Source organism: Pseudonocardia xinjiangensis, assembly GCF_050948425.1.
GTDB classification, from domain to species: domain Bacteria; phylum Actinomycetota; class Actinomycetes; order Mycobacteriales; family Pseudonocardiaceae; genus Pseudonocardia; species Pseudonocardia xinjiangensis.
Window position 1 is genome coordinate 2,950,519 of the sequence record NZ_CP192009.1, and the last position, 25,414, is coordinate 2,975,932.

Consider the following 25,414-nt stretch of genomic DNA (forward strand, 5'->3'; position numbering starts at 1 on the left):
TCAACCCGATCAGGAGGGTCTGGTCCGGGGAGATCGCGTCGGTTTAGTCATTGTCCGGTATGGGTGCAGCAAATGTGGAGCGCGGCGTTGTGCCGACCTGGCCCGCGCGACGCCGAGATGCGTTGTACTGCGCAACGTCAAGCCGCGAATTCTCTGTTTTCGCAGGGCAGCGCGACCTGTTGACCGTACGGGGGTAAGAGGGCCGTATACGTACCTCTAGTGCGCTGAATGTGCTCTGACCTGGGCTTACTCCGTTGTGTACGATCTTCGAGCTAACGATCCCAGGAAGGCGCAGGGCCGACGGGCCCGAGCCGACGGGCGCTGGTGCGATCGCGGAAGTTTGCGCCGTTGGGACTGCTCTCGGTTCGGCAGGCAGGCTCATCTGCTGAGCGGTCCGCGGCGCTGTCGAACGATTGCCGATAGCGCCGTGGCGCAATTCACGGCATCGATCCGGGACACTGCATTGAATCATCCTCGACTGCACGGGAGACAGCAGTGAGGGCGCCGGCCGGGCTGCGGGGGACCTCATACATGCCGTCGAGGAACTGCCCGCGAGCGCTCATCCGCTGAGCGGTCGTTGCTTCACGGGTGGGGCAGCGCAGTGAAGTCCACCGCGCCCAGGCTGGCGGCGAGGTCGGCGGCTGCCTCCCGGATGCGGGTGGGCAGGGCGAGGTCGTCCGGCTGGTCGGTCCAGCGCTCGAAGGCGGTGCGGAATATGGCGACGCCGACTTCCGCGAGGAGCGTCGCCTCTGACTCGGCGGTGCCTCGTTCCCGCAGCGCGTCCGCTACCGCGTCGGTCGCGGCGGCAAGCTTGGTCCGCCCCCTTTCCTGCAGCTCCGGGCTGGCCCGTACGACCGCGCGCCGTTGCGCGGCGAGCGGGGCCTGATCGGCCAGCGCGCCGGCGACGTCAAGGAGAGCGGTCAGGACGGCCTCGCAGGGCGAGAGGGTGCCGTCGGCGCGCCGGACGGAGTCGGCGAGGGCGACCGGAAGTTGTTCGGATCCGGCAAACAGCACGTCCCGCTTGTCAGCGAAGTAGCGGGAGAACGAGCGCCGGGTCAACCCGGCCCGCTCGGTGATCTCCGCGACGGTGACGTTCTCGTACCCACGTTCGAGGAACAACTCCACCGCTGCCGCGCGGAGCCGGTCCTCGGTATTCGGGTTCCAGCGCGGCATGTCTGCCAACATACCAGTGATGACTCAGTGAGTCATCGCTGGTGCTACGCTGACGGCTCAGTGAGTCATCACTGTTCGAGGCGGAGGAGCGGCACCATGGCCCTTTCAGGCCAGCGCATCGTCATCATCGGCGGCAGTTCAGGGATGGGGCTGGCTGCGGCGCGCGCCGCCTCGGCGGCGGGTGCGGCAGTCACGATCGCGTCGAGCGACCAAGGGCGTCTGGAGGCCGCGCTCACGGGGTTGCCGGGCAGCTGTGAGGGGGTGGTCGTCAACACCCGCAACGAGGCTGACGTCGCCGCCCTGTTCGCCGGCGTCGGGGAGCTCGACCACATGGTTTACACAGCCGGCGACGCGGCGCGTCCGCAGCCGCTGGGGGACCTGCCGCTCGACGCCGCCCGGGAGCTGTTCGAGGTCCGCTTCTGGGGGGCGGTCACCGCGGTCAAACACGCGGCACGGCGTGTCCGGCCGGGAGGATCGATCGTGCTGACGTCCGGGACGGTCGCTGTTCGCCCCGCGCCTGGAACCGCGCTCGCGGCCGGCAACGCCGCAGCCGTGGAGGGACTGACGCGAGGGCTGGCCGCCGAGCTCGCCCCAGTTCGCGTCAATGCGGTCCGGCCGGGAGCAATTCGGACGTCGCTGTGGGACCCGGTACCGGAGCCCCAGCGTGCCGCGCTGTTCGCGACTCTCGCTGATCGGACACTCACCAAGTCGATCGGTGAAGCGGACCAGATCGCCGCGGCGCACCTGTACCTGATGGAGAACGGCTTCGTCACCGGAACCGTGCTCACCGTTGACGGAGGCGCCGTCCTCGCCGGGAGTTAGCCCGCTCCCTGTCCGGCTCAGTCCGGATGACCAGACGTAGGCACGACCATCAGGGGCGGCCGTGAGCTCACGTCTTCGTCCTGCTGACTTGCCGACCGTCCGCGCCGTGGAGCCGCGTGCGGACGGCACCCTCACCACGAAGGAGCAGTACATGAGCGCAGTGTCGGAGCTCGCCGCGGTTCTCGATCAGGTCGTAGGGCTGGTCGATTCTGTCGACGAGCAGGAGTGGTCGGCACCGACGCCGTGCGAGGAGTGGGATGTGCGCGCCGTCGTCGATCACCTCCTCGACGTGCAGCAGCGGTTCCTCGCCACCCTGACCGCGCAACCCGTCCGAACGCAGCCCAGCTTCGGGGAGAACGCTCAGCTGCTGGTGAGCGCGTTCTCGGAGGAGGGCGTCCTCGAGCGCCTTGTCCCGGACCGCTTGGGCGAGATCACCGGTCTCACGCTTCTGAAGATCCTGATGATGGAGCATCTGGCGCACGGCTGGGACCTGGGGCAGGCGCTCGCCCACCCTCCGGCGTTCGACGAGGAGGTGGTGGACCGGACCATCGACTTCGTACAGCAGATGAGCCCCAAGGTGCCCCCGGCCCTGCGTCGCTTCGACGACCCGCAGCCCGTCGCCCCCGATGCACCGGCCATCGACCGCCTCGCCGCCCGTCTCGGGCGGAGAGTGTCCGCCTGAACGACCAGAGCCCGTGGCTGCCGGCAAAGGAGCTGCCGGGCAGGTGACAGCTTCCGGGAGGGTCCGGCGGACGGCGCGTCCTGCTTCGGCCTCCCGCATCGGCCGTGAGCGCCGGTCGGCGTTGAGGGGGAGAGGAGGAGGCCACGACGCGTGTTCCGACTGTCTTGCGGTGGGCGCCCGTGCGGTCGGACAGGGCGGGCGCCCCGGCACGTTGGTACGCTGCACCAAGTTGGCACGTTGTGCCAAACGTGCCATCATCGGATGTGTGACAGCGGCGGCGCGCCGGACTCGGCGGCGTAATCAGGTGCTCTCCCGGGAGCAGATCATCGAGGCCGCGATCGGGCTGCTCGACGCGGGCGGCGAGAGCGTGCTGACCGTCCGGGCGCTGAGTGAGCGTCTGGCCACCGGGTCCGGTGCGATCTCCTACCACGTCGGCAAGCGGGACGATCTCCTGGACGCGGCGACCGAGATGGTCGTCACCGGCGCGCTGGCGACGAAGTCCGGCCGGGCGGGGAAAGCGCCCGAGGATGAGATCCGCGTCGTCGCGCTGGCGCTGTTCGACGCGATCGCGGAGCATCGATGGCTCGCTACGCGGCTGACGCTGCAGATCGTCCGTAACCCGGTGGGTCCGGTGACGGTGGGGATCTTCGAGAGGATCGGTCGGCAGCTGGCCGCGCTGGGGGTGCCGCAAGCCTCGTGGTTCGACGCGGCCTCGACGCTCGTCCACTACATCCTCGGTGCGATCAGCCAGAACGCTCGCATCGAAGGGGACACCTCCGATGTCGAGCCGGGCGCGGAGCGCGAGGAGTTCCTGGGCACCGCGTCCGCGGCGTGGCGGGAACTCGCCCCCGAGGACTACCCGTTCATGCACGCCATCGTCGGCCAGATGGCGGATCACGACGACCGTGAACAGTTCCTCACCGGGATCGCCATCGTCCTCGACGGCCTCACCCACCTCGGCTGACCGCCTCATCCGGCGGCTCGGCCCGCACGCGTCCGTTCCAGGAGGAAATGTCCATGCACGACGTCATCATCGCGGGGGGCGGTCCGGTCGGCCTGTTCCTGGTGGGAAGCGAGCAGCCGCTCGTCGGATGCTCTGCCCCGGACTTCCGCTTCGAGGACGGCACCCGCCTCGGTGACCTGATGCAGGCGGGCCAGGGCGTCGTGCTCGATTTCAGCGGCATCGGCGTCCTGCGGGCCGCCGCCGAGGGCTGGCAGGGCCGGATCCGATACGCGTCCGGTCCGGTACGCGACGACCTCGGGCTGGAGGCGCTACTGGTGCGGCCTGACGGTGTCGTGGCCTGGGCCGCCGAGCACGTCCCCGATCGCGACGCGTTCCAAGAGGTCGCAGCCCGGTGGTTCGGGAGCCAGAAGTGGTAGCGCGGGCAGAGCATGCCTGGGTGTGTATGCGGACGGGATGCCTGCGCCGGGACCGTCGCCCAGGTGCCCGGGCCCAGGAACGGTGTTCCTCGACTCAGAACTCTGTGGATCCCACAGACCAGAACCCTCACCGTGGCACCGACCGCTGAAGGGCGATCATGACCTCCGGCACCACTCGACCCGCACACGCCGAGCACTGGGTCCGCACCTGGGGCGCCTCGCCGCAAGCGCCGGACAACTCCGTCAGCTTCGTCGGGCCCCTGGAGAACGCGACGCTGCGCCAAGTCGTACGCATCAGCGGGGGCGGACACCGCATCCGCGTGCGCATCAGCAACGAGTACGGGAGGACTCCTCTGACCATCGGCGCCGCCCGCGTCGCCGTTGCGGACTGTGGCGCCGGGGCCGAGGGGCCAGACCATCGGGCGGTGACGTTCAGCGGCCGGTCGATCACCACCGTCCCGGCGGGAGCGCCCGTCCTCAGTGATCCCATCGACATACCGGTCGCCGCTCTGTCGCGGCTGGTGGTCAGCCTCTACCTGACCGACCGGGTCGACACTGTCACCTGTCACGGAACCTTCAACGCACTGGGCTGGATCATCCCGGGCGACGCGACCGCACTCACCTCGACTCCCGCCGGTGCCACCCCCATGCCGGCGGGGGCGCTGATCACGGCGGTGGAGGCCGAGGCCGCCCTGCCGTCGAAGGCCGTCGCCGTCCTCGGTGACTCCCGCGTCGACGGCATCGGCTCCACGCCGGGCGCGGATCGACGCTGGACCGATGTGCTCGCCGAGCGACTGGTGGCCCGCGGCGGGTCGACGCTCTGCGTGATCAATCAGGGCATCGGAGGCAATCGCCTCCTCAGCGACGGCATCGGCCCCGCCGCTCTCGCCCGCTTCGACCGCGACATCCTGGCGACCCCCGGCCTGGGCCATGTGGTGATCGCCGTGGGCAATGACCTTGTCTTCTCCTTCGCCCCGCGCACCGGGGAGGCGGCCGGATTCCTCGACATGTTTCCCGGCGCGCCCGTCACCGTGGACGATGTCATCGCAGCTCACCTCCAGTTGGCCTCTCGAGCCCGCGCACACGGCGCCAAGGTGCACGCCGCGACCATCGCCCCCTACCGGGGCTCGGAGATGTACTCACCCCAGGGTGAAAAGGCACGCGAGCAGGTGAACGCTTGGATCCGCACCAGCGGCGCCTTCGACGGCCTGCTCGACTTCGACGCCGTCTGGCGCGACCCCGCCGACCGGACGCGCATCCGCGACGGGCTGCACATGGGCGACCACCTGCACGGCAGTGACGCGGGCTACGCGGCTCTCGCCGAGGCCGTCGACCTCTCGCTCTTCGACTGACCCCTGCTCCAGGACTTGCTTTCACCCGCGCCCATCGGCGTGCTCATCAGCCCTGCGCGAGAACACGGCGGTCCGGGACGGCGGTTCGGGGGTGTTTGGCCTCGTCGGCTGGACGGTTTCCTGCGGCGCACCGCGGCGCTCGCCGCGGCACTGGCGGGCTAGCCGATTCTCTGTTCGGGAAGGTCAGCCCGACCTGTGTCAACCGTACTGGGGGGCAAGGAGTCGCAGGTTCACATCCTGTCGTCCCGACGGCATGATGGGCGGTTCCCTTTCGTCGGGGGAGCCGCCCATCGCAATCGCTCTCGCTTGGGCGCGGGGAATGACTAGGCGCGCCGACGCACGGAGTCGCATTATCGGCAGCTCACGATCGGCCGGTCATGCCGGCCGTGGGCTACAGCCTGATCGAGGCCGTCCAGCAGGCAATCGGCACCTTCTTCTTACGTTTCCGTGACGACGCATCGCTGTCGGAGCAGTGCATCAATCCGTGCGCGAGGTGAGCTCGCCATCATCTACGTTCGTGCCGGCGTCAAGGTTCAGGTGACAGATAACACCGGCTGAATCGCCGGGATCGGGCCGGAGGGCGTGGGCCACGGGCCTAGACTTGCCGCAGGACGGCACGGACGCCGTGCTCGTCACGATCTCCAGCCAGTCGATGATCACCTGGGACTGCGGCTCTGCCAGGTGGACCGGCCGGATCAGATCGAGGTGGTCGAAGCTCCGGCGCTGACCGAGGCCGATCCGGGCCTGACGGATGGCGACGCGCTCATGCGCATCGGCGACGCGGCCGACCTGGCAGAGAAGCCGGGCTACCCGGGCTTTGACGCTGTGTTCGAAGGCATTGAAGTGGCGCTGACGCCCGGCACCGCGCTCGTCCCCATCCTCGGCAAGCTGATCAAGGACTGATGAAGATGCAGATGACCTACCTCGGCAATCGGACCGAAGGCATCGTCGGCAAGCTGGTTGGACCGAACAAGGAAGGCCACCTCTACGAGGCTGTGCGGACCGAGTACATGTCCTTGTCCAACCAGACGGTGGTGAGCTTCGAGTTGGTCACCGCCGATGATTCACGCGCGGCGAAGCGGATTGCGCTCGGAGAGGCGTTGGTCCTCCCCGAAGCAATAGCGTCGTAGGCGCTGGAGCGGATCCCGCCGGCCGGACCGGGGCGACGAGCAGCACGCCAGATCAGGTCCACCAACGTCGAGGCCCGTGCGCGTCCTGTCCCGACCAGGGGGAGGCGCAGGTTCAGATCCTGTCGTCCCGACGGCATGATGGGCGGTTCCCTCTCGTCGGGGGAGCCGCCCATCAGCGCTTCTACCCGCGGAAACTCGCCGAAGCCGGGTTCCCCACCGCAGTGTTGATCCAGGGCGAGTTCCGGGTCGTCGACCGGACCGCCAGGGCCGTCACGCTCCAGGCCCCGCTGCTCACCGGGTTGACCTGCGATCAGGCTGTCATCGGGTGGCTGCTGCGTCGCCGTCGCGACTGCGGGTGACGACGGCGACGGCGAGCGCGGTGGTGAGGGGAACCGATGCGACGAGCCCGATGCTGCCCACCAGGGTGCGGACCACCTCGGTGGCGATCACCTGAGTCGTCAGTGTGTCGGTGAGTCCGCGTTCGGCGACGCTGAACAGCAGCAGGAGGGGGAGCGCGGCCCCGGCGTAGGCGAGTACGAGGGTGTTCACCGCGGATGCGACGTGGTCGCGACCGATGCGCATGGCGGCGCCGAAGAGTGCGATCGGGCGTAGGTGTGGGTCGGCGCGGCGTAGTTCCCAGACGGCGCTGGTCTGGGTGACGGTGACGTCGTCCAGCGCGCCGAGGGCACCGATCATGAGGCCGGCGAGTACGAGACCGCGTCCGTCGAGGTCGTTACCGAGGGCGTTGGCGAGGTTGGCGGTGTCCTCGTCTGCGCCGGTCAGTGACGCCGCGGCGGCGAACGCCGCACCGAGCAGACCGATGAGCAGGAGGCTGAGCAGTGTGCCGAGCGCGGCGGTCGAGGTGCGCGCAGAGAACCCGTGGGCGAGGTAGAGGACGCCGAACATGATGGTGCAGCATCCGACGACGGCGACGGCGAGCGGATCGCGGCCGGCGAGGATCGCGGGAAGCATGAACGCGAGCAACACCACGCCGGTCAGCCCCAGACCGACGAGCGCCGCGAGGCCGCGCCAGCGTCCGAGCGCCAGCACGGCTGCGGCGAAGACGAGTGCGAGAACCAGCAGCGGCTGGTCGCGTTGGAAGTCGACGATCTGGAACGACTCGGGGTCAGCGGGGTTCTCGCCGGACCAGAGCATGATCACGTCGTCGCCGACGCCGAACGCGGCCTCGCCCCGCACGATCGACACCAGGGTGACGATGCTCTGACCGGGCCGTGGCCCGTCGGACATCTCAGTGGTGAGTACGAGGCAGCCCCTGCCGCCCGGCCTCCCGTCGGCGCAGTCCACCTCGGCCGCGGCGGTGACGTGTGCGGACAGCCGTGTGGACTGGTCGTTCGCCGAGTGCTGTCGGCTCTCGACGGGGTAGAGCACGATCAAGCCGACCAGGGTGGCGAGAAGGGCCGGCACGAGCAACGCTGCGATCACGATCCGGACGCGTCGGCCGGCGGGCGCGGCAGGCCCGTGCCCGTGCCCGTGCCCGTGCTCCATCTCGATCCCGGCGGGTCGGCGCCGGTGTCGGGCGCCTACGTACTGCGGGGACGGATCGTCAGGATGCACCGGCAGATCCTCCCGCGCCGGAGTCCCGTCGTAGCGAAGCGTCCCGATCTCGACGGAGAACGGTAGGGGTCCGGGCGGCGGAGTCAGCGGATAGGGGGAACGCCACCCGAGGGCCAGGACACCGCCCCGGCGGAGTGCTGACGCGCGCCGCGCCACGGCCGTTGCCCTACGGATATCGCGTCGGCCTCACCCCGAGGTGCGCTGTGCTGGGAGCAATGGTCGCAAGCGCGGCGATGCTGGTTGCGGGAGCAACCACCGCTCAGGCTCAACCGGAAGCATGTTCCTCGTGGCAGGACGTGACCGCTGAGCCCGACTACGTCGAAGACGGTCATCTGTACGTCCGGGCCCAGATGCAGACCTGCGAGGTCGACGGACAGACGCAGCTCTACGGCCGCGGGCTCATCCACCAGCTGTCCGAGAACACCTGGCCCTATCCGGTCGAGGCTGCGCACTTGCGCTTCTACCGCAACAACGGGTGTGTGGGGTGCGAACCGCTCTACAAGTCGGGTCCCATGCCGGAACCGGGTGTCGGCAACACATTCACGTCCCCGCCGTCCCGATCACCGCGGGACAGACCTACGGGGCCGACACCTGGATCACCTTCGTCGACCCACCGAGCCCGGGGTGGATTCAGACCGCGGTCAACGAGTGGACCCCGTGAGTCTGCCGCGCACCGCGTGATGCCACGGCAGCACATCCTTGCTGCTCAGGAACGCCCTTTCAGTTGTTTGACACCTCACTACGGTCTACACGCCGGTGCTCGCCACCAACTCTCCGCAACGCCTGAGGCGCCTGGTCGGCGAGGAGTCCCACACGTGAGCCCCCACGACGGACGCTCGAGGGAAGCGGGCGCTGCTGCTCAGCCCGATGACGGAAGCTCCGGCCAGACCAGGGCAGCTGATCCCCACGTGGCACCGCCGCCGAAGGCAGCGACTGCGAGCTTGTGGCCGGCCCGTAGGTCCCCGGCTGCCGCCGCTTCGGCCAGAGCGATCGGGATCGACGCGGCGGCCGTGTTGCCGACCCGGTCGAGGTTGACGAGGGTGCGTTCGGCGGGGATGCCGAGCCGGGCGGCGGTGGCCTCGAGGATGCGCCGGTTGGCCTGGTGGCCGACGAACCAGTCGACGTCCTGCACCGACCAGCCGACCCTGGAGAGCACGGTGGCGGTGGAGGCGGTCATGTGCGCGACCGCGTGCCGGTAGACGGCCTGGCCCTGCATCGCGAAGAAGCCGTCCGCGGGGTCCGCGCTGATGGGTTGCCTCGACCCGCCGCTGCGGACCTGGATCAGCTGCTGCAGGCCCCCGTCACTCCCGAGCTCGACGTCGAGGATGCCGCAGCCACCGGGCTCCGCCCGCAGCACGACCGCGCCCGCCCCGTCACCGAAGAGGAACGCGGTCGCCCGGTCCGCGGGGTCGACGATCGTCGAGAACGTGTCCACGCCGATCAGGAGGGCCGAGCCGGCTGCCCCGGACCGGAGCATGCCGGTGGTCACCGCGAGCCCGTAGACGAACCCGGAGCAGACGGCGTTCAGGTCGAACGCGGGAACCGCGCCGAGGCCGAGCCGGCTGCTGACCGCAGGTGCCGAGGCGGGGCAGGGATGGTCCGGCGTCGTGGTCGCGAGGACCAGGAGGTCGACCGCCTGCATCCCGGCCGATGCCAGCGCTCTCGCTCCGGCCTCGACGGCGAGGTCCGATGTCGCCGTCCCGGGGTCGACGACGTGCCGCTGCCGGATGCCCGTGCGGGTCCTGATCCACTCGTCGGACGTGTCGAGGTGCTGGGCCAGCTCGGCGTTCGTGACCACTCGCGGGGGCAGGGCGTGGCCGATGCCGGCCACCACGACACCCGGCGCCGCCGTCTCGGGGGTGCCCGTCATCGTGCCCTCGTTCCGGCGTGATCTCGCGCAGCAGGCAGCGGGGCCGTCGCGCCGGGTCGCAGCACGGCGGCGAGGACGGCCGGCGCGAGGAGGGCCGCCGGCGGGTCCACCAGGTTGGCCACGCGCAGGAACGCCCGCGCGACGGCAGGACTGCGATGGGCGGCGAGCTGCACGCGGCGGACGTAGGTGTCCAGTACCCGTGCGAGCAGCGGCCGGGTGCCGTCGACCTCGGGCAGGGCGAGGTCGGACCGGGTGGCGATGTCCCACACCCTCCGGCAGATGGGCGCGAGCGCGCGGTAGTAGCTCCCGGCGTCGAGGGGTCCGGGTGCGGCGAGCCGCTCCCGCAGCACCAGCGCCTGCTGGGCGGCGAGCGACATGCCCTGCGCGTAGAGCGGGTTGACGCTGCACACGGCGTCCCCGATCGCCACGACGCCCGCCGTCGGGGCGGGCAGCCGGTCGTAGCGCCGCCACCGGGACCCGCGGAACCGGAAGGGCACCGGGTCGGTGACCGGCTCGGCGTCCGCGATGAGCTCTGCGATGTCGGGGACGGGCAGGGTCGCGGCCCACGCCGTGTACCCGGCGGCGTCGGCGGGTGGCGCGTCGCCGAGTATCCCCGCGAGGGTCACCTGCCACCGGTCACCCTCCACGGCGAGGGCTCCGCCGCCGCGGGAGCGAGGGATCGTGGACACGATGACGCTGAGCCGGCCGCCGAGCTGGTCCGTGCGCCGCCGGTAGAACCGCGTGGCGTAGGCGAGGTCGACGTCGACGCGGTCCTCGACGGGTGCCGGCTCACCCAGCGCGGTGAGCCAGGCCGGCAGCCGGGAGCTGCGGCCGGAGGCGTCGACGACCAGCCGGGCGTCGATCGTCTGCTCGCCGGTCGCCCGGCGTACCCGCACTCCTCCGACGGTGCCGTCGGGTCCGCGCACGAGCCCGACGGCGGTGGCAGGCGGGGCGAACGTGACGCCGGGCAGGGCTGCGGTGCGGGCCCGGAGCACCTGCTCGAGCAACGGCCGGGTGGACAGCACCGACCGCAGGCCGGTGGACGTGGCGTGGAGCCGGCGGCCGTGCAGGTACCAGCGCGTGTCGCGCAGCGGCTCGCCGTCCGCTGCGCCCGCCGCTACCAGCTCGTCGGTGAGGCCGGGGTGCAGCTCCTCGATGATCCGCCTGCCGCCGTCGAGCAGTCCGTGCAGGTGCGCCCCCTGCGGCACTCCGCGCCGCACCAGGCCGTCCGTGGTGTCGCCGTCCCGCTCCACGACGGTCACGCCGTCGAACGCGCCGCTGAGCACCCGGGCCGACAGGAGCCCGGCGATCCCGGCGCCCAGCACCACGGCGTGGCCCCGTCCCGCCGCCGTCCTGGTCACGGGTACAGCCCCTCGACCTGCGCCCGGAACGCGTCCTCGATGACGTCGCGGCGCATCTTGAGTGTTGGTGTCAGGTGTCCGGCGGTGACGGTGAAGTCCTCCGTCAGGACCGCGAACCGGCGGATCGACTCGGCCCGCGACACGAGCTCGTTCGCGGCGTCGACGGCGCTCGTGAGCTCGGCGCGCAGCTCGGGATCGGCGACGAGCGAGGCCGGATCGGCGGCCCGGCGGTGGCGCCGGGCCCAGGCCAGCACCGCCGCGTGGTCCAGGGCCAGCAACGCGGTGACGTAGGGGCGGCCCTCGGCCACGACCATGGCGCTCGCGACGAGCGGGTGCAGCCGCAGCCGGTCCTCCAGCGGCACGGGCGCCACGTTCTTGCCGCCCGTGGTCACGAGGATCTCCTTGCGCCGCCCCGTGATCCGCAGGAACCCGTCGGGGTCCAGTGCGGCGAGGTCTCCGGTGTGCAGCCACCCGTCCGCGGCGGGCTGCGGGTCGGGCCAGTAACCGGGGGAGACCTGCCGGCCACGGACGAGCAGCTCGCCGTCCTCGGCGATCGCGACGGTCGTGCCCGGCACCGGGCGCCCCACCGTCCCGATCCGGTTGGTCGCGGGGATGTTGACCGACACGGCGGTGGCCGACTCCGTGAGCCCGTAGGCCTGCAGGACGGTGACACCGTGACCGGCGAAGAACTCGGCGATCGGTGCGTCGAGCCGGGCGCCCCCACAGATGACGTGGCGCAACGCCGTGCCGAGCATCGGGTGCCGGCCCGGAGGCCCGCCTGCCGCGACGATGCCCTTGCGCAGCTTCTCCAGCGCATAAGGCACCACGGCGAGCCAGGTCGGCTCGAACGCGGCGAGCTGACCGACCATCTCCGGCACGCCGGGGGCGAGCGCGGTGCGGGAACCGCTGTAGAGGCCTGCCTGCAGGACCGTGCGTCCGAAGACATGGGCGAGCGGGAGCCCGACGATGGTCGCGGGCTGTCCTGCGTCCCGGTCGGCGAACAGTTCCGTGCAGTGCTCCACCACCGCAGCGGCGGCCGCGAACAGGTTGCGGTGGGTCAGGACGCAGCCCTTGGGCAGAGCCGTCGTGCCCGAGGTGTAGACGATGCTCGCGACGGAGGAGGCGCGCACCGCTGCCCGTGCCGCGGTGGGGTCGGCGGGTTCCACGGCCCCCCAGCCGCCGGGGTCGCGGTCCGGCTCGACGAGCCCGTCCAGCGAGAGCAGCGCGACGCCGCCGCGTACCTCGCCGGGAAGATCGCCCTCCCGTCCGTCCTCGGCCAGGCAGGCGGTCGCCCCGCTGTCGGTGAGGATGTGGCGCATCTGCGCGGGCGACGACGTCGGGAAGATCGGCACGGTGATCAGGCCGACCAGCGCGGCGGCCAGGTCGGCGACCGCCCACGCGTAGCTCGTGCGGCCGAGGATCGCCACCCGGTCGCCGGGGCGCAGGCCCCGGCCGAGCAGCCGGGCCGCGGAGGCGGCGACGTCGTCGTGCAGCTGGGCCCAGGTCCGGTCCTCCCATCCGTCGGGTCCGAGCCGGGACAGCGCGACCGCATCAGGGTCGCGGGCCAGCCCGAGGTCGAGCAGGTGGGCCAGACCGACGTCGTCGGGCAGGTCGGGCCCGCCCGGGTTCGTGGAGGTCAGGGGGGCCGGGGCGGCCTGCACGGGAGTGCTCACTCCGGCCGCCTCAGACACCGAGCAGCTCGGGCGCGACGGCCAGCTCGCGCAGCCGCTCACGCGGACGCTCCACCAGCCGGCGCCGGGACAGGTCGAGCAGCCCGGAGACGCTGGTGACCTCGGCGGCGAACACCCCGCCGGTCCGGGTCACGCGCTGGACGATGCGGGCGGTCTTGCGCTCGCCCCAGTGGAACTCGCAGCCGACGTCGACGACGTCTCCGTAGCGCAGCTCGTGCCGGTAGCTGATCGTGGTCTCCAGCATCGCGGGCATGACGCCCGCGGTGAGCAGGCGGTCGAGCGTGAGCCCGGCCTCGGCCAGGCACTCCCAGCGGGCCTGCTCCGCGTACTGCATGTACACGGTGTGCGCGACGTGGCCGAGCGCGTCGATTTCGTAGCCGCGCACGGCGAAGCGGGACAGGTGAGGGTGCTCCGCACCGGCGAGCTTCTGCGGGGCGGCGGTCTCAGGGTCAGCGGTCATCGCGGGCCTCCGGTGGGAACGGCGAGGGTGCGGCAGGAGTCGACGAAGCGGACGAGCTCGTCGAGCGGATCCGTACGGACGTCGACGGCGCGGTCGATCACGGAGATGAGGTGCTCGTAGGCGTCGGTGTGGTCGTAGCGGGCCACGTCGGCGATCCGCAGGGCCCATCGCCAGTAGCCCCGGACCGTGCCGGCCAGGGGCATCCGGAAGTCGGCGATCACGTCGCGGACCGGCCCGACGACGCTGTCGCCGTGCACACGCAGGTACCTGCTCACCACGTCGGCGAAGAACGTGAAGTGGCGGGCCTCGTCCCGCGAGAGCCGCGTGAGCAGGTCGGCGAGCACCGGATCGGCGACGTCCGCCCGCAGCTGCTGGTAGTAGATCTGGGTCGCCTTCTCCTGCACCAGCGCGTAGGTGAAGAACTGCACCGGGTGCTCGAAGGGCAGGGTGAACGGCGCCCGGCCGTATCCGGTGAGGTCGGCGCGCAGCGCATCGCGCTCGCGCATCCCGGCCGCCCGCTGGTAGCGGGCCAGCGCGCGGGCGTGCGTGTCCTCCTCGGCGGCCCACCGCACCGTGAAGTGGTAGAGCTCGCGGTGGTGGGTGAAGACGGCGGGGTCGACGCGGGAGTCCAGCGGGAAGTGCCGGTGGTAGATGTCGAAGTAGCCGGGCAGGTGGTCCTCGATCACCGTGACGAACTCGACGGCCGAGCGCTGGCCGTCGGTCAGGCGGTCGGCGTCCGCCGATGCCCAGTCGAGGCTTCGCTCGGCGTCCCAGCGCCGCTCGGGCGGCAGGGCGGCGAGGAAGGTGTCCACCGCTTCGCCGAGCTGTTCGGTGGTGATCAGCTCCGCGCGCCAGCGCTGCGGCTCGTGATGCGCCGCGGCCGGCCGGTCCTCGACGGTCATCGCCCGTTCCGCAGGGTCAGGCCGTAGTGCTTCGTCGTGAAGCCCCATCCGGCATTCGCGATCTCCAGGTAGTGGGTGAGCCGCGTGGCCAGTCCGTCCTCCAGGGCGTCCAGCCGGTCGGCCGCCGCGGCCACGTTCGTGATCCAGGCGTCGATGGTGCGCCGGTAGTGATCGGTGAGGTCGTCGACGGCCACCACCGCGAAGCCGGCGGTCTCCGCGGCCGCCACCAGCTCCGACAGCGGCCGCAGCCTGCCGTTGCCGAAGATCGTGTTCCGGACGTAGTCCGTGCCCGGGCGGGCGTCGAACTCGGCCTGGACCGCCGGGGTGCGGAAGCAGCTCTCGGAGACGTAGAAGCGGCCACCGCGGCGCAGCATCCGGCGGGTGCGCGTGAACACCGCGGGCAGGTCGGTCATGTGGATCACGGACCCGAGTGCGGCCGCGGCGTCGAAGCTGCCGGTAGGCGCGTCGAACTCCTCGAACACGCCGTGGTGCACCCGGACCCGGTCGGCGAGCCCCCGCCCCGCCGCCGTGGCGACGATGTGGTCGCGCTGCCGGGCCGCGGGCGTGACGCCGGTGACCGTGCAGTCGTAGCGGCCCGCCAGGAACAGCGTGAGGGCGCCCCAGCCGCACCCGATGTCGAGCACGCGTCCGCCGTCGCTGATGCCGATCCGGTCGGCGACGAAGCGGAGCTTGTGCCGCTGCGCGGCGGCGAGGTCGTCGCCGTCCCGCAGGTACAGCCCGGAGCTGTACTTGCGCATCGGGTCGAGGAACTGCTCGAACACGGCGGGGTCGAGGTCGTAGTGCTGGTTCGTCGCGTGGGCGGGCCCCTCTGCCGCGACCGTCGCAGTCATGCCGGGCCGCCATCGAGAGCGGCGGACACCACGTCACTGACCTGCTCGACGGTGCTGACCCCGAAGACGTCCTCGTCCTCCAGCTCGATGTCGTAGCGCTGCTCGATCTTCGCGATGATCCGCAGGACCTTGATCGAGTCGGCGCCCTCGACCGTTCGCAGGTCGGTGTCGGTGCGGAGGTCGGCAGCGGCGACCCCGAGCACCTCGGCGACGATCTCGACGACGGATCCGGTGATCTCGGCACGGGCGATTTCGGACGTGGTCATGTCGGGTCCTCTCCTCGGGGGCTGGTGCGGGGAATCCCGGCGTCGTCGGCGGGCACCGGCCGGTAGCCGGCGGTGGCGGTGGCCATGAGCTCGCCGTGCACGTCACGGACCTCGGCCCGGCCGGCGATCGTCCCGTCCGGGGCACCGGTGATCCAGGCGTGGCAGCTGTAGCGGCCGCCGATGGCGACGACGCCGACGTAGCGCATGCGCAGGCTGGTGGTCACCGCCACCGTGCCGTGGCGCAGCACCACGAGATTGCCCATCGTCTCGTCGCAGACCAGCGCGACGATCCCGCCGTGCAGGACCCCCGGATAGGACTCGAAGCGCCGGTCCAGGCACAGGTCCGTGACGATGCCGCCGTCGCTGCCCGGGCGGAAGCGCAGCCCGAGACCGACGGGGTTGGCCGGCGCGCAGCCGAAGCAGTGGGAGTCGGCCCGACCGGCCCACGGCAGCGTCAGCTCGGCGCCGGGTGCGGCGAGATCCGTCATCCGAGAGCCCCCGCGAGCGCCCGGCGCACCTTGCCGTTGCTGCCCAGGTCGAGCCCGGTGAGGCTGCCGAAGGTCTTGCGGATCTTGGCCTGCAGCTCGTCGAGCTCGCCCTGGGCGGCCATGCGGTCGAGGAACAGCTGGAACCCGGTGTCGATCGTCTCGTGCCCGGACAGCGCGTCGAGACCCGACTTGAACACGCTCACCGGATGCTTGATCTTCTCGTCGGCGGTGTAGAAGTACAGCGTCTCCAGCACGGAGGCGAGCTCCTCGGGGTGCGCAGCGAGGCGAACGGCGGCGAAGTGCCGGAACTCGCGTGCATGCCCCGCCTCGTCCCGGCTGGCCCGCAGCAGCAGGTCGGCCAGCACCGGTTCCCGCACCCATGCCGACACCGAGCGGTACACGTGGTTGACGGTCAGTTCGGAGATGATGTTGGTGGCGAGCGTGGCCGACCGCGTGCTGCCGGGTTCGTAGGGCGCCCGCATGGCTGCCACCGCCCGCGAGTCCACGCTCTCTCCGACGGCCTGCAGATACGAGGTGAACCCGTAGTGGTGCTGCACCTCCTGGTATCCCCAGATCACCGCGAAGGCCGAGAAGTCGTAGTCGTCGATGAACTCGTTCATGAATCCGTGCACCGCTGCGATCACGTTCGACTCGCCCATCACGGCGCTCTTCACGAGCGTGATGTACTCCGGCCGCACAAGACTGCGGTCGATGTCGTCGAGCGCGATCTCGGAGAAGCGCCAATGGCTCCGGTCGTAGTGCCGGAACACTCCGAGGCTGTGCATCTCCTGCATCGTGGGGACGGTCTCGGTCGTCATCTCTTCACCGTGTCCTCGGTCCGGAGCGCGGCGCGCATATCGAGCCGGCGCAGTTTTCCGCTGGTGGTTCGGGGAATGGCGCGGGGCGCCACCAGATGAACGGCGATGCCGGGCGCGTCCGTCACCGCAGCCACCCGGGCGCGCAACCGGCGGACGAGCTCTGCCCTGAGGTCGTCGTCGGTGACGGTGGTCTCGGCGACGAGGACGATCCGCTCGCGGTCCGGCGATCCGTCCGCGAACGCGACGCAACGTCCCTTGTGGACGCCGGACACCTGCCGGGCCGCGTCCTCGACGTCGAGCGGGTACACGTTCCGCCCGGCGACCGTGATCATCTCCTTGAGGCGGCCGGTGAAGAACAGCTCGCCGTCGCGCAGGTAGCCCAGGTCCCCGCTGCGCAGCCACCCGTCGGCGGTGAACAGGTCCCTGCCGTCGGCCCCGGCGAGGTAGCCGGTGGTCGCCATCGGCCCGCGCAGCTGGATCTCGCCGACCACGCCGTCCGGCCGGACGCGCTCGCCGTCGGCGATGCGGACCTGCATGTCGGCGACAGCCCGTCCCAGCCCCACGAGACCGCGGGCGCCCGGGGCCTCGGCCGCCACGGGGACGGCCTCGCCGTGTTCCGCGAGCGCGTCGCGGTCCACCCATTCGACCAGCGGGGCCCGGCCCGCCGGCGGCAGAGTCGCCACCAGCGTCACCTCGGCCATGCCGTAGGCGGGCACCATCGTCGGAGCCCGGAAACCGGCCGGGGCGAACCGCTCCAGGAACGCGGCCACCGATGCGGGCGACACCGCCTCGGCCCCGTTGAACGCCACCCGCCACGCCGACAGGTCCAGCCCGGCGGCATCCGCCGGCGGCACGGCCGCCAGCAGCGCGTCGTAGCCGAAGTTCGGCATCGTGGCGATCGTGCCCCTGACCTGGGCGAACTGTGCCAGCCACCGCCCCGGGCGGCGAACGAAGCCGGCCGGGGACCACAGGTGCAGCGGGATCCCCCGGAACAGCCCGGTCAGCGCACCGAACAGGCCCATGTCGTGGAACAGGGGCAGCCACGAGCCGTGCACGTCGCCGGGCCCGAGCCGGATGCCGGCGGTGATGGCACGGGCGCAGTGCCAGACGTTGGCGTGGCTGAGTACGACTCCCTTGGGGGTGGCCGTGCTGCCGGAGGTGAACTGGACGATCGCAGCTGACGAGGTGTCGACGGCCGCGGGTGCCGCGCCGTCGGGGGCGCCCCGGGCGAGGAGCTCCGCGCTGTCGAGGACGGCCGGCCCGAGGTGGGCGAGCGCGGGGCGCATCCGGGCCGCGATGCGGTGGGAGAGCACGACGTGGGTCATCCCGGCGGCCTCGACCACCCGCTGGGTGCGGCGGACGTAGTCGGCGAGATCGGTGCCCATCGGCAGGGCGAGCGGCGCGGCGGCGGCCCCGGTGCGGACGACGCCGAAGAGGGACTGCAGGAACTCCGGGGCGTTCGGAGAGAGGATCCCGACCCGGTCTCCCGGCCGGACACCCCGCCGGGCCAGCGCGGCGGAAAGCCTCCGGGACGCCGCGGCCAGCTCGTCGTAGCGCAGCCGCTCGTCCTCGTCGGGGAAGTGCACCTGCTGCCCGGGATGCTGGGCGGCCACGATGTCCAGCGCGTCGTGCAGCGTCAGGGGGATGGAGCGGCCGGGGTCGCAGGGTGTCGTACCGGGCGTCGCCAGATATGGCGCTGTCGGCATCTCGTCCTCGCTGCTCGGGCTTGCTCGGGCGGTTCGCACGGCTTTTCCGCTGTCGAGCACACCGCCGATCGGCATATCGGTCAAGTGCGCCGCGCTCCAATTCATCGCCCCATCGCTGACGCCAATCGCCGATTGTTCACCGACGCCGTCCGCGCCCAGATTTCACGAGCGATTCACGATACGGACGAACACCCGTACACCGTGCCCGGGAGAAGCTGGTCGCCTCTTTGCAGCGCCGACCGCCGACGACGAGGAAGTGTGATGAGCGCTAGTGCGAGTCCGCCCGTGTTCGATGCGTTCGCTCCCGAGCACCGAGCCGATCCCTATCCGCGCTACGCCATTGTGCGGGAGGCCGTTCCGTTCCTCGACAGCGGATTCGGCGTCGAGTTCGTGACCCGTCACGCCGAGTGCAGCGCAGTGCTGAGCGAGACGCTGTGGAGCCACCGCGACGAGGCCGAGCTCTTCCACCCCGACGCCGATCGCACCGACCTGCCCACGTCGTTCCTGTGGATGGACCCGCCCGACCACACACGGCTGCGGGGTCTCGTCAGCAAGGCCTTCACCCCGAAGCGGGTGGTCGAGCTGCGGCCGCGGATCCTCGAGCTGGTCACGGGCATGCTCGACGCCGCGCTGGCCGCGGACGAGGTGGAGGCCATCGAGGCGATCGCCTACCCGTTGCCGCTGATCGTCATCTGCGAGCTGCTCGGCGTGCCGGACGCCGACCAGGCCATGGTGCACCGGCTCGGGCCGGGGCTCGCCCGCGGCTTCGACCCCGACCCGGTGCTCTCCCCGGAGGAGCGCCGAGCGCGGGACGAGGGCTCCCGCGAGCTGATCGCCTACTTCCGCGCGCTGATCGCCGAGCGCCTGCGCGACCCGCGTAGCGACCTGGTGAGCGCGCTCGGTGCCGTCCACGAGCGGGGTGACACGCTCACCGAGCACGAGATGCTCACCACCTGCATCACGCTGCTCATCGCCGGGCACGAGACAACGGTCAACATGGTCGGCAACGGCCTGCTCGCGCTGATGCGCAACCCTGGGCAGCTGGCCCTGCTGCGGGAGTGTCCCGAGCTCGCCGGGCCCGCCGTGGACGAGATCCTGCGGTACGACTCGCCGGTGCACATGACGACCCGCACCGCCCGCCAGGACCTCGTCGTCGGCGGCCGGACGTTCCGCGAAGGCGACAACGTCTGCGTCCTCGTCGGCTCCGCCAACCGTGACCCGCGCGCCTACGACCGGCCCGACGAGTTCGACGTGACCCGGTACGCGAGTGGCACCGCAACACCGCGGCACCTGGGCTTCGCACTCGGCATCCACTACTGCATGGGCGCGGCGCTGGCCCGGCTGGAGGGTGAGGTCCTCCTGGCCGAGCTCGCGCGCCGGGTCCGCACGCTGGAGCAGGCGGGGGAGCCGGTCTACCGGCCCAACCTGCTCATCCGCGGGCTGCGCGAGCTGCCGCTGCGGTTCACGGCCTGACACCTGCCGGCGGTGCCGCTACGGGGCGGGGGCCCGGGCACCGGCGGCGGCCGTCAGGGCCACTGCATCGGTGTCGACGAGCACGGCGGCGTCGTCCAGCGGCTCGGCGGCGGCCACCACGGCGTCGGCGTAGACGTCGATCCGGCTCAGTGCCACCCCCGCCCGGCCGCGCGCCCGGCCGGGCGGGGACAGCAGCTCCGCGCGGTGCGCCGTCGCCGGCCCGATCCACACCGGCACCCCGGCCAGCGCGGAGGCACCGGCGTGGTGGGTGTGCCCGCACACCACCATCCGCACGTCCGTGCCGGTGACGACGCGAGCCAGCCCAACGGGGTCGTGCAGGTCGTTGCCGCGCATCGGGGCGAACGCGGTGGGCACGGGCGGGTGGTGCAGCACGAGCAGGGTGCCGAGCGGGGCCGGCTCGGCCAGCTCCGCCGAGAGCCACGCGAGCTGCTCCGGTTCGAGGACGCCGTGGTGGTGGCCGGGCACCGTGCTGTCGAGCACCACGATCCGCAGCCCGCCGGTCCGCAGCACGTGGTCGTACGGCTCCGTGGTGGGTGCGGCGCCGAGCAGGCCGGCCCGCAGCGCGGCACGGTCGTCGTGGTTGCCCATCGCGTACACCAGCGGAGCGCCGATCCGCCGCGCCGCAGGCTCGACGAGCCCCCGCAGCGCGCGGTACGCCGCCGGGTCCCCGCTGTCGGTCAGGTCGCCGGAGAGCACCAGGGCCGCCACGTCGACGTCCGCGCTCTCGACGACCTCCAGGGCGGCGGCCACCGCGGCGAGCGGGTCGACGCCTCCGCGCAGGCGCCGCCCGGGCGCCACGACGTGCAGGTCGCTGAGCTGGATCACGGTCGCGACGGGAGGAGCCCCGGCGTCGTTCACAGCCACGGTCCCGCTCACTTCAGTCCGGAGCGCACGAAGCCGTTGACGATCTGGCGCTGGAGCACGAGGTAGAGCACCAGCACCGGCAGGCATGCCATTCCGGCGGTGGCCATCATCGGCCCCCAGTCGTTGCCCTCGGTGCCCATGAAGCTGCGCAGCCCCAGTTGCAGCACCGCGTTGGAGCGCTGCAGCACGAGCGCGGGCCAGAAGTACTCGTTCCAGGCGTTGACGAAGAGCAGGATCCCGAGCGCCGCCAGCGCGGGCCGCAGGTTCGGCACGACCACCGTCCAGAGCGTCGACCAGGACCCGCGTCCGTCCAGCCGGGCGGCCTCGAGCAGCTCGGTGGGAAAGGCCTGCACGTGCTGGCGCAGCAGGATCACGCCGAGGGCGGTGCAGAGCGAGGGGAGCACGACTCCCGCGATCGTGTTGAGCACGCCGAGCTGGGAGAGCAGCACATAGTTCGGCAGCATCGTCACCTGGAACGGGACGAGCCACGTCGCGACGAAGGCCAGGTAGAGCAGCGACTTGCCGCGGAACTCCCAGGCGGCGAACGCGTACGCGGCGAGCAGCCCGGTGAGCAGCTGACCGAGTGCGATCAGCACGGCCATCACCGTGGTGTTCAGCAGCAGCCCGCCGATGTCGAGGACCCGGAACGCGTCGACGTAGCTCTGCGCCGACAGCGGCCACGGCAGCGGCGCGAGCGAGTAGATGTCCTGCGGGGTGCGCAGCGAGGTCGCGTAGAGCCAGTAGATCGGGAAGGCGCAGAGCACTCCGAGCGTGCCGAGTGCCAGGTGCCCGACGACGGCGCGGGTGCGGGAGTGCGTGCCGACCGGCTCGTCTGCGGGCGCGGCCCGCTCGAGTGCGGCGGCGCGCCCGGCGATGACGGCCATGGGGCTCCTGTCAGTTGTCGTGGAAGGTGACCCGGTCCGAGAGCGCCACCAACGCGGCGGCGATCACCCCGAAGCCGGCGAAGAAGATGACTCCGGCCGCCGCGCCCAGCCCTGCGTCGAACGAGTGGAAGCCGTAGTCCCAGAGCAGGTAGTAGACGTTGGTGGTGGCCCCGGCCGGACCGCCGTTGGTGAGCGTGTCGATCAGCGGGAAGCTCCACTGGGCCGACAGCAGCACGGTCATCAGCACCAGGAACACCAGCGTGGGGGAGAGCAGCGGCAGCGTGATCCAGCGGGTGACCTGCCCGGGCGTGGCGCCGTCGAGCGCGGCGGCACCCGCGTAGTCGTCCGAGATTCCGGCCAGGCCGGCCGCGACCACGAGCACCGCGAACCCCAGGACGTGCCAGCCGGTGATCACGATGATCGCGAGCTGGGCCGGGCCCGGTTCCTGCAGCCAGTTGGTGGTCGTCCCGAGGACCTGGTTGATCGCTCCGGAACGCGGGTCGAGCAGCCACTGCCACACCGCAGCGCCCGCCACCGGGGCGATGAGCAGCGGGGCGAACACGAGCGCCTGGTAGATCACGGCGGCCCGGCCCCGGACCCGCCTGGCCAGCAGCCCGACGGCCACCGGCACGACGACCGTGAACGGCAGCAGCCCGAGGACGAGCACCACCGTGCGCCAGATCGACGTGCCGAACTCGGGCAGCGTGAACAGCCGCTCGTAGTTCTCGAACCCGACGGGGACCATCGGCGTGGTGGGCAGCAGGTTCCAGGAGAAGAACGACAGCTGCCCGGTCTGGACCAGCGGGCGGTAGACCCAGATCCCCAGCAGGACGAGTCCGGGCGCGAGGTACAGGTACGGGACCAGCGAGCGTCCCGCCCGGCGCAACCGCGCGGAGCGGGACGGCGGGGGGACGGCCCGCACCGCGACCGGCGCGGGCGCGTCCAGCTCGACGAACACCGCCTCAGCCGCCGGCGGGCAGGAGCGCGGCCTGCCGGTCGGCCGCGGCGGACAGCGTGGCCTGCGGGTCGGCGCCCTGGAGCACCACCTGCTCGACGGCCTGCATCATCCCGTCCCGGATCTGCAGGTAGTCGTTGCCGGGGAAGGACACCCACGGCTCCATGGCGTCCATCTGCTGCAGGTTGGTGCGGACGAGCGGGTTCTTCGCGGCCCAGTCCTGCAGCCCGGCGGGATCGTCGACGAGCCCGGTGCGCAGCGGCAGGTACCCGATCCTGCTCGAGATCTGGACGTAGGCCTCGTCACTGGTCAGGAACCGGATGAGCTCCCACGCGGCGCGCTGCTTCGCCGGGTCGGCGGAGAGGACGAACAGGGCGGCTCCGGAGTTCGTGGGCACCACGGGCTTGCCCGTGAACGCGGGGACGCCGGTTCCGCGCAGCTCCCAGCCACCGCCCTGCGCCCCCTTGGTGAACGTGCCCTGCAGCGCGCTCGACTCGAGGATCATGCCGAGGTCGCCGCGCGCGAAGCCTTCCACGGCCTGCTGCTGGGTGAGCTTCGGCGCTGCGCCGGAGGTGACGAGGTCCTGCAGCATCGTGACGGCCTCGACCGCCGGGGGGTCGGCGAACTCCAGCCGGGTGCGGTCCTCGCTGATCACCCGGCCGCCGTTCGAACGGATCACGCTCTGCAGGCACCAGTCCTTCGCCGTCTCGGTGACGCAGTCGACATAGGCGCCGTCCTTGCCGGTGGCCTGGGCGATGCGCTGTCCGGCGGCCTTCACCTCGTCCCACGTGGTGGGCGGGGTGGCCGGGTCGAGTCCGGCCTGCCGGAAGAGGCCGGCGTTGTAGAACAGGACCGGGGTGGAGAACACGAACGGGATGCCGTAGGTCTTGCCGTTGTAGTCGCCGAGCGTGCGCGCCTTCGGGGCGAAGGGGTGCCCGTCCTCGTAGTTGGCCGCCACGGCGTCGGCTCCGACCAGGTCGTCGAGCGGCTTGGCACCGAGCTGGTTGACGGTGAAGTCCAGGTCGCTGAAGCCGAGCTGCGCCACGTCGGGCGGGGCGCCCGTGGCCAGCTGGGCCTGCACGCTCGAGACGGTGTCGTTGGCCGGGTTCGAGCTGTTGCCCTGCGGCTTCTGGGCCGTCACGGTGATGGTGGGGTGCTGCTGGTGGAAGGTGTCGAGCAGGGCGGTGAACGTGTCGCTCCAGGCGCCGGCCTGACCGAAGTTGTAGCTCTCCAGCACGATCGACACCTGCTGGCCGGGCGCGAGCTCCGGGGCCCTCGCCACGGCTGATGCCGTCGGGGCCGCAGGGGCGGTGCTGCCCAGGCCGCAGGCCGTCAGCGCCAGCGCCGCGGCGGCGGCGGCTGGCAGGGCGAGTGATCTCTTCACGGGAGTTGTGCTCCTCAGCTGGGTGAGACGGCGGACAGATCGGGGACGTGCGTGGACACGGCAGCGGTGCCGGCCGGGGCGCGACGCCGGACGAGCCGGCGGCCGCTGGCCGGATCGAAGAGGTGCACGCGCTCGGGCGCGGTCGTGAGGGTCACCGGATCGCCCGCCGCGAGCCCGAGCGGTCGGGGGCCGCGCACCGGCAGCCGGGCGTCGCCGACCAGGCAGTGCGCCACCTCCTCGCTGCCGAGGTTCTCCACCAGCCGGACGGTGCCGCGCAGCTGCGCGGCACCGGGCCGGGGCGCTGCGGTGGGTTCGACGAGGAGGAGGTGTTCGGCGCGGATGCCGAGGACGACCTCGCGGCCTGCGTCCTCCGGGTCCGGCCCACCGAGCGGGATGTCGACGTCGGGGGCCAGCACCCGCAGGCTCCCCTCGACGTGTTCGATCCGCCCGGGCAGCAGACCCATGGCGGGCGAGCCGAGGAACCCGGCGACGAAGACGGACGCGGGCTCGTCGTAGACCTGCGCCGCCGTGCCGACCTGCTCCAGCCGTCCCGCGTTCAGCACCGCGATCCGGGTGGCCATGGTCATCGCCTCCACCTGGTCGTGGGTGACGTGCACGAACGTCGAGCCCAGCCGGCGGTGCAGCTCCGTGAGCTCCGCGCGGGTCGCGGTCCGCAGCGTGGCGTCCAAGTTGGACAGTGGCTCGTCGAGCAGGAAGGCCCCGGGATCGCGGACCAGCGCGCGCGCCAGCGCCACCCGCTGGCGTTGGCCGCCGGAGAGCTCGCGCGGCCTGCGGTGCAGCAGTTCCTCGAGCCCGAGGACGCGCGCGACGGTCTCGGTGCGGGAGGCGACCTCGTGCCGTGGACGGCGCCGGGCCCGGAGCGGGAAGCCGATGTTGCGGGCGACGGTCAGGTGCGGGTACAGCGCGTAGCTCTGGAACACCATGGCGAGGTCACGGTCGCGGGGCGGGGTGGCCGTGATGTCGCGACCGTCGAGCAGGATCCGGCCCGCCGACGGCGGGGTCAGTCCCGCGAGCATCCGCAGCAGCGTCGACTTGCCACAGCCACTGGGCCCGAGGAGAACGAGAAAGTCACCGTCGGGGACATCGAGGTCGACGTGGTCGACGGCGGTGACGGCGCCGAAGCGGCGGGTCAGCCCTTCGATCTGGATCCGACTCACGGGCGGGACGTCCTTCCTGGCCGACCGGCGCACCCCGAGATCGCGGTGCGCGCGGCGGGATGCCAGCACGGCTGCGTGGAGGCGAGGTGAACGCCAGGTCCCGACATCCGATCGAGGCACCGCTTCCA

General features: G+C 71.7%; 25 protein-coding genes. 8 read left to right on the forward strand and 17 right to left on the reverse strand.

Annotation, left to right across the window (positions count from 1 at the left end):
• Window positions 1-582: 582 nt before the first annotated feature.
• A complete protein-coding gene (locus ACQPZA_RS14100) occupies window positions 583-1,173 on the reverse strand; it encodes a TetR/AcrR family transcriptional regulator (RefSeq protein ID WP_433281178.1) in 591 nt (196 codons plus the stop codon).
• A gap of 96 nt (window positions 1,174-1,269) precedes the next feature.
• On the opposite strand from ACQPZA_RS14100, the gene ACQPZA_RS14105 reads away from it, so the two are divergent.
• From ACQPZA_RS14105 to ACQPZA_RS14135, 7 genes are all read left to right on the forward strand, one after another.
• The gene (locus tag ACQPZA_RS14105) at window positions 1,270-1,995 is read left to right on the forward strand and encodes an SDR family oxidoreductase (protein WP_433281180.1); all 726 of its coding nucleotides are present in this window, start codon (window positions 1,270-1,272) and stop codon (window positions 1,993-1,995) included.
• A 106-nt stretch (window positions 1,996-2,101) separates the two neighbouring features.
• The gene (locus tag ACQPZA_RS14110) at window positions 2,102-2,677 is read left to right on the forward strand and encodes a TIGR03086 family metal-binding protein (RefSeq protein ID WP_433281182.1); all 576 of its coding nucleotides are present in this window, start codon (window positions 2,102-2,104) and stop codon (window positions 2,675-2,677) included.
• A gap of 265 nt (window positions 2,678-2,942) precedes the next feature.
• Window positions 2,943-3,641 carry a TetR/AcrR family transcriptional regulator gene (locus tag ACQPZA_RS14115; RefSeq protein ID WP_433281184.1) on the forward strand — a complete coding sequence of 233 codons (699 nt, stop codon included), beginning with the start codon at window positions 2,943-2,945 and terminating at the stop codon, window positions 3,639-3,641.
• A gap of 53 nt (window positions 3,642-3,694) precedes the next feature.
• Entirely contained in the window at window positions 3,695-4,057 is a 363-nt protein-coding gene (locus tag ACQPZA_RS14120) for a hypothetical protein (protein WP_433281186.1), read from the forward strand.
• Window positions 4,058-4,215: 158 nt separating this feature from the next.
• Window positions 4,216-5,409: an SGNH/GDSL hydrolase family protein gene (locus ACQPZA_RS14125; protein WP_433281189.1), complete on the forward strand. Its 1,194-nt coding sequence runs from the start codon at window positions 4,216-4,218 to the stop codon at window positions 5,407-5,409.
• 681 nt (window positions 5,410-6,090) lie between these two features.
• Window positions 6,091-6,312, forward strand: coding sequence for a hypothetical protein (locus ACQPZA_RS14130; RefSeq protein ID WP_433281191.1), 222 nt, complete (start codon window positions 6,091-6,093; stop codon window positions 6,310-6,312).
• Window positions 6,312-6,539, forward strand: a complete 228-nt coding sequence (locus tag ACQPZA_RS14135) for a hypothetical protein (protein WP_433281193.1) — start codon at window positions 6,312-6,314, stop codon at window positions 6,537-6,539. Before ACQPZA_RS14130 ends, ACQPZA_RS14135 begins: the two co-directional genes overlap by 1 nt.
• A gap of 318 nt (window positions 6,540-6,857) precedes the next feature.
• On the opposite strand, the gene ACQPZA_RS14140 is transcribed toward ACQPZA_RS14135, so the two are convergent.
• The 11 genes from ACQPZA_RS14140 to ACQPZA_RS14190 all read right to left on the reverse strand — a co-directional run bounded on the left by ACQPZA_RS14140 (window position 6,858) and on the right by ACQPZA_RS14190 (window position 18,527).
• Entirely contained in the window at window positions 6,858-8,114 is a 1,257-nt protein-coding gene (locus ACQPZA_RS14140) for a YibE/F family protein (RefSeq protein WP_433281195.1), read from the reverse strand.
• A gap of 859 nt (window positions 8,115-8,973) precedes the next feature.
• On the reverse strand, window positions 8,974-9,984 hold the full coding sequence (locus ACQPZA_RS14145) for a beta-ketoacyl-ACP synthase III (RefSeq protein WP_433281197.1): 1,011 nt from the start codon (window positions 9,982-9,984) through the stop codon (window positions 8,974-8,976).
• Window positions 9,981-11,345 (reverse strand): FAD-dependent oxidoreductase, encoded by a 1,365-nt coding sequence (locus ACQPZA_RS14150; protein ID WP_433281198.1) that lies wholly within the window; start codon window positions 11,343-11,345, stop codon window positions 9,981-9,983. Before ACQPZA_RS14150 ends, ACQPZA_RS14145 begins: the two co-directional genes overlap by 4 nt.
• On the reverse strand, window positions 11,342-13,018 hold the full coding sequence (locus tag ACQPZA_RS14155) for an AMP-dependent synthetase/ligase (protein WP_433281200.1): 1,677 nt from the start codon (window positions 13,016-13,018) through the stop codon (window positions 11,342-11,344). The genes ACQPZA_RS14150 and ACQPZA_RS14155 overlap by 4 nt, the downstream gene beginning before the upstream one ends.
• Window positions 13,019-13,028: 10 nt before the next feature.
• Entirely contained in the window at window positions 13,029-13,496 is a 468-nt protein-coding gene (locus ACQPZA_RS14160; protein ID WP_433281202.1) for an acyl-CoA thioesterase, read from the reverse strand.
• Window positions 13,493-14,398: an acyl-ACP desaturase gene (locus tag ACQPZA_RS14165; RefSeq protein WP_433281204.1), complete on the reverse strand. Its 906-nt coding sequence runs from the start codon at window positions 14,396-14,398 to the stop codon at window positions 13,493-13,495. Before ACQPZA_RS14165 ends, ACQPZA_RS14160 begins: the two co-directional genes overlap by 4 nt.
• Window positions 14,395-15,249 (reverse strand): SAM-dependent methyltransferase, encoded by an 855-nt coding sequence (locus tag ACQPZA_RS14170; protein ID WP_433281206.1) that lies wholly within the window; start codon window positions 15,247-15,249, stop codon window positions 14,395-14,397. Before ACQPZA_RS14170 ends, ACQPZA_RS14165 begins: the two co-directional genes overlap by 4 nt.
• Window positions 15,246-15,515: an acyl carrier protein gene (locus ACQPZA_RS14175; RefSeq protein ID WP_433281208.1), complete on the reverse strand. Its 270-nt coding sequence runs from the start codon at window positions 15,513-15,515 to the stop codon at window positions 15,246-15,248. Before ACQPZA_RS14175 ends, ACQPZA_RS14170 begins: the two co-directional genes overlap by 4 nt.
• Window positions 15,512-16,003, reverse strand: a complete 492-nt coding sequence (locus tag ACQPZA_RS14180; protein WP_433281210.1) for a PaaI family thioesterase — start codon at window positions 16,001-16,003, stop codon at window positions 15,512-15,514. Before ACQPZA_RS14180 ends, ACQPZA_RS14175 begins: the two co-directional genes overlap by 4 nt.
• Window positions 16,000-16,821 carry a ferritin-like domain-containing protein gene (locus tag ACQPZA_RS14185; protein WP_433281212.1) on the reverse strand — a complete coding sequence of 274 codons (822 nt, stop codon included), beginning with the start codon at window positions 16,819-16,821 and terminating at the stop codon, window positions 16,000-16,002. Before ACQPZA_RS14185 ends, ACQPZA_RS14180 begins: the two co-directional genes overlap by 4 nt.
• Window positions 16,818-18,527, reverse strand: coding sequence for an AMP-binding protein (locus ACQPZA_RS14190; RefSeq protein WP_433281214.1), 1,710 nt, complete (start codon window positions 18,525-18,527; stop codon window positions 16,818-16,820). Before ACQPZA_RS14190 ends, ACQPZA_RS14185 begins: the two co-directional genes overlap by 4 nt.
• Window positions 18,528-18,788: 261 nt before the next feature.
• Here ACQPZA_RS14190 and ACQPZA_RS14195 point away from each other — a divergent pair, with 261 nt between their 5' ends.
• Window positions 18,789-20,000, forward strand: coding sequence for a cytochrome P450 (locus tag ACQPZA_RS14195; protein ID WP_433281216.1), 1,212 nt, complete (start codon window positions 18,789-18,791; stop codon window positions 19,998-20,000).
• An 18-nt stretch (window positions 20,001-20,018) separates the two neighbouring features.
• On the opposite strand, the gene ACQPZA_RS14200 is transcribed toward ACQPZA_RS14195, so the two are convergent.
• The 5 genes from ACQPZA_RS14200 to ACQPZA_RS14220 are packed head-to-tail and all read right to left on the reverse strand — an operon-like array spanning window position 20,019 to window position 25,286.
• On the reverse strand, window positions 20,019-20,885 hold the full coding sequence (locus tag ACQPZA_RS14200) for a metallophosphoesterase (RefSeq protein ID WP_433281217.1): 867 nt from the start codon (window positions 20,883-20,885) through the stop codon (window positions 20,019-20,021).
• An 8-nt stretch (window positions 20,886-20,893) separates the two neighbouring features.
• The gene (locus ACQPZA_RS14205) at window positions 20,894-21,769 is read right to left on the reverse strand and encodes a carbohydrate ABC transporter permease (protein WP_433281219.1); all 876 of its coding nucleotides are present in this window, start codon (window positions 21,767-21,769) and stop codon (window positions 20,894-20,896) included.
• A gap of 10 nt (window positions 21,770-21,779) precedes the next feature.
• Window positions 21,780-22,727 carry a carbohydrate ABC transporter permease gene (locus ACQPZA_RS14210; RefSeq protein ID WP_312858885.1) on the reverse strand — a complete coding sequence of 316 codons (948 nt, stop codon included), beginning with the start codon at window positions 22,725-22,727 and terminating at the stop codon, window positions 21,780-21,782.
• 4 nt (window positions 22,728-22,731) lie between these two features.
• Window positions 22,732-24,108 (reverse strand): ABC transporter substrate-binding protein, encoded by a 1,377-nt coding sequence (locus ACQPZA_RS14215; RefSeq protein WP_433281221.1) that lies wholly within the window; start codon window positions 24,106-24,108, stop codon window positions 22,732-22,734.
• Between the two features lie 14 nt (window positions 24,109-24,122).
• Complete coding sequence (locus ACQPZA_RS14220; protein WP_433281223.1) at window positions 24,123-25,286, reverse strand: ABC transporter ATP-binding protein; 1,164 nt, start codon at window positions 25,284-25,286, stop codon at window positions 24,123-24,125.
• Window positions 25,287-25,414 lie beyond the last annotated feature (128 nt).

Excerpts from the sequence above, each read along its gene's own strand:
- ACQPZA_RS14135 (WP_433281193.1), top strand. The coding sequence starts at position 6,312 with ATGAAGATGCAGATGACCTACCTCGGCAATCGGACCGAAGGCATCGTC.
- ACQPZA_RS14145 (WP_433281197.1), bottom strand. The coding sequence starts at position 9,984 with ATGACGGGCACCCCCGAGACGGCGGCGCCGGGTGTCGTGGTGGCCGGC.
- ACQPZA_RS14170 (WP_433281206.1), bottom strand. The coding sequence starts at position 15,249 with ATGACTGCGACGGTCGCGGCAGAGGGGCCCGCCCACGCGACGAACCAG.
- ACQPZA_RS14100 (WP_433281178.1), bottom strand. The coding sequence starts at position 1,173 with ATGCCGCGCTGGAACCCGAATACCGAGGACCGGCTCCGCGCGGCAGCG.
- ACQPZA_RS14205 (WP_433281219.1), bottom strand. The coding sequence starts at position 21,769 with ATGGCCGTCATCGCCGGGCGCGCCGCCGCACTCGAGCGGGCCGCGCCC.
- ACQPZA_RS14105 (WP_433281180.1), top strand. The coding sequence starts at position 1,270 with ATGGCCCTTTCAGGCCAGCGCATCGTCATCATCGGCGGCAGTTCAGGG.
- ACQPZA_RS14165 (WP_433281204.1), bottom strand. The coding sequence starts at position 14,398 with ATGACCGTCGAGGACCGGCCGGCCGCGGCGCATCACGAGCCGCAGCGC.
- ACQPZA_RS14120 (WP_433281186.1), top strand. The coding sequence starts at position 3,695 with ATGCACGACGTCATCATCGCGGGGGGCGGTCCGGTCGGCCTGTTCCTG.
- ACQPZA_RS14175 (WP_433281208.1), bottom strand. The coding sequence starts at position 15,515 with ATGACCACGTCCGAAATCGCCCGTGCCGAGATCACCGGATCCGTCGTC.
- ACQPZA_RS14195 (WP_433281216.1), top strand. The coding sequence starts at position 18,789 with ATGAGCGCTAGTGCGAGTCCGCCCGTGTTCGATGCGTTCGCTCCCGAG.
- ACQPZA_RS14185 (WP_433281212.1), bottom strand. The coding sequence starts at position 16,821 with ATGACGACCGAGACCGTCCCCACGATGCAGGAGATGCACAGCCTCGGA.
- ACQPZA_RS14125 (WP_433281189.1), top strand. The coding sequence starts at position 4,216 with ATGACCTCCGGCACCACTCGACCCGCACACGCCGAGCACTGGGTCCGC.
- ACQPZA_RS14160 (WP_433281202.1), bottom strand. The coding sequence starts at position 13,496 with ATGACCGCTGACCCTGAGACCGCCGCCCCGCAGAAGCTCGCCGGTGCG.
- ACQPZA_RS14190 (WP_433281214.1), bottom strand. The coding sequence starts at position 18,527 with ATGCCGACAGCGCCATATCTGGCGACGCCCGGTACGACACCCTGCGAC.
- ACQPZA_RS14180 (WP_433281210.1), bottom strand. The coding sequence starts at position 16,003 with ATGACGGATCTCGCCGCACCCGGCGCCGAGCTGACGCTGCCGTGGGCC.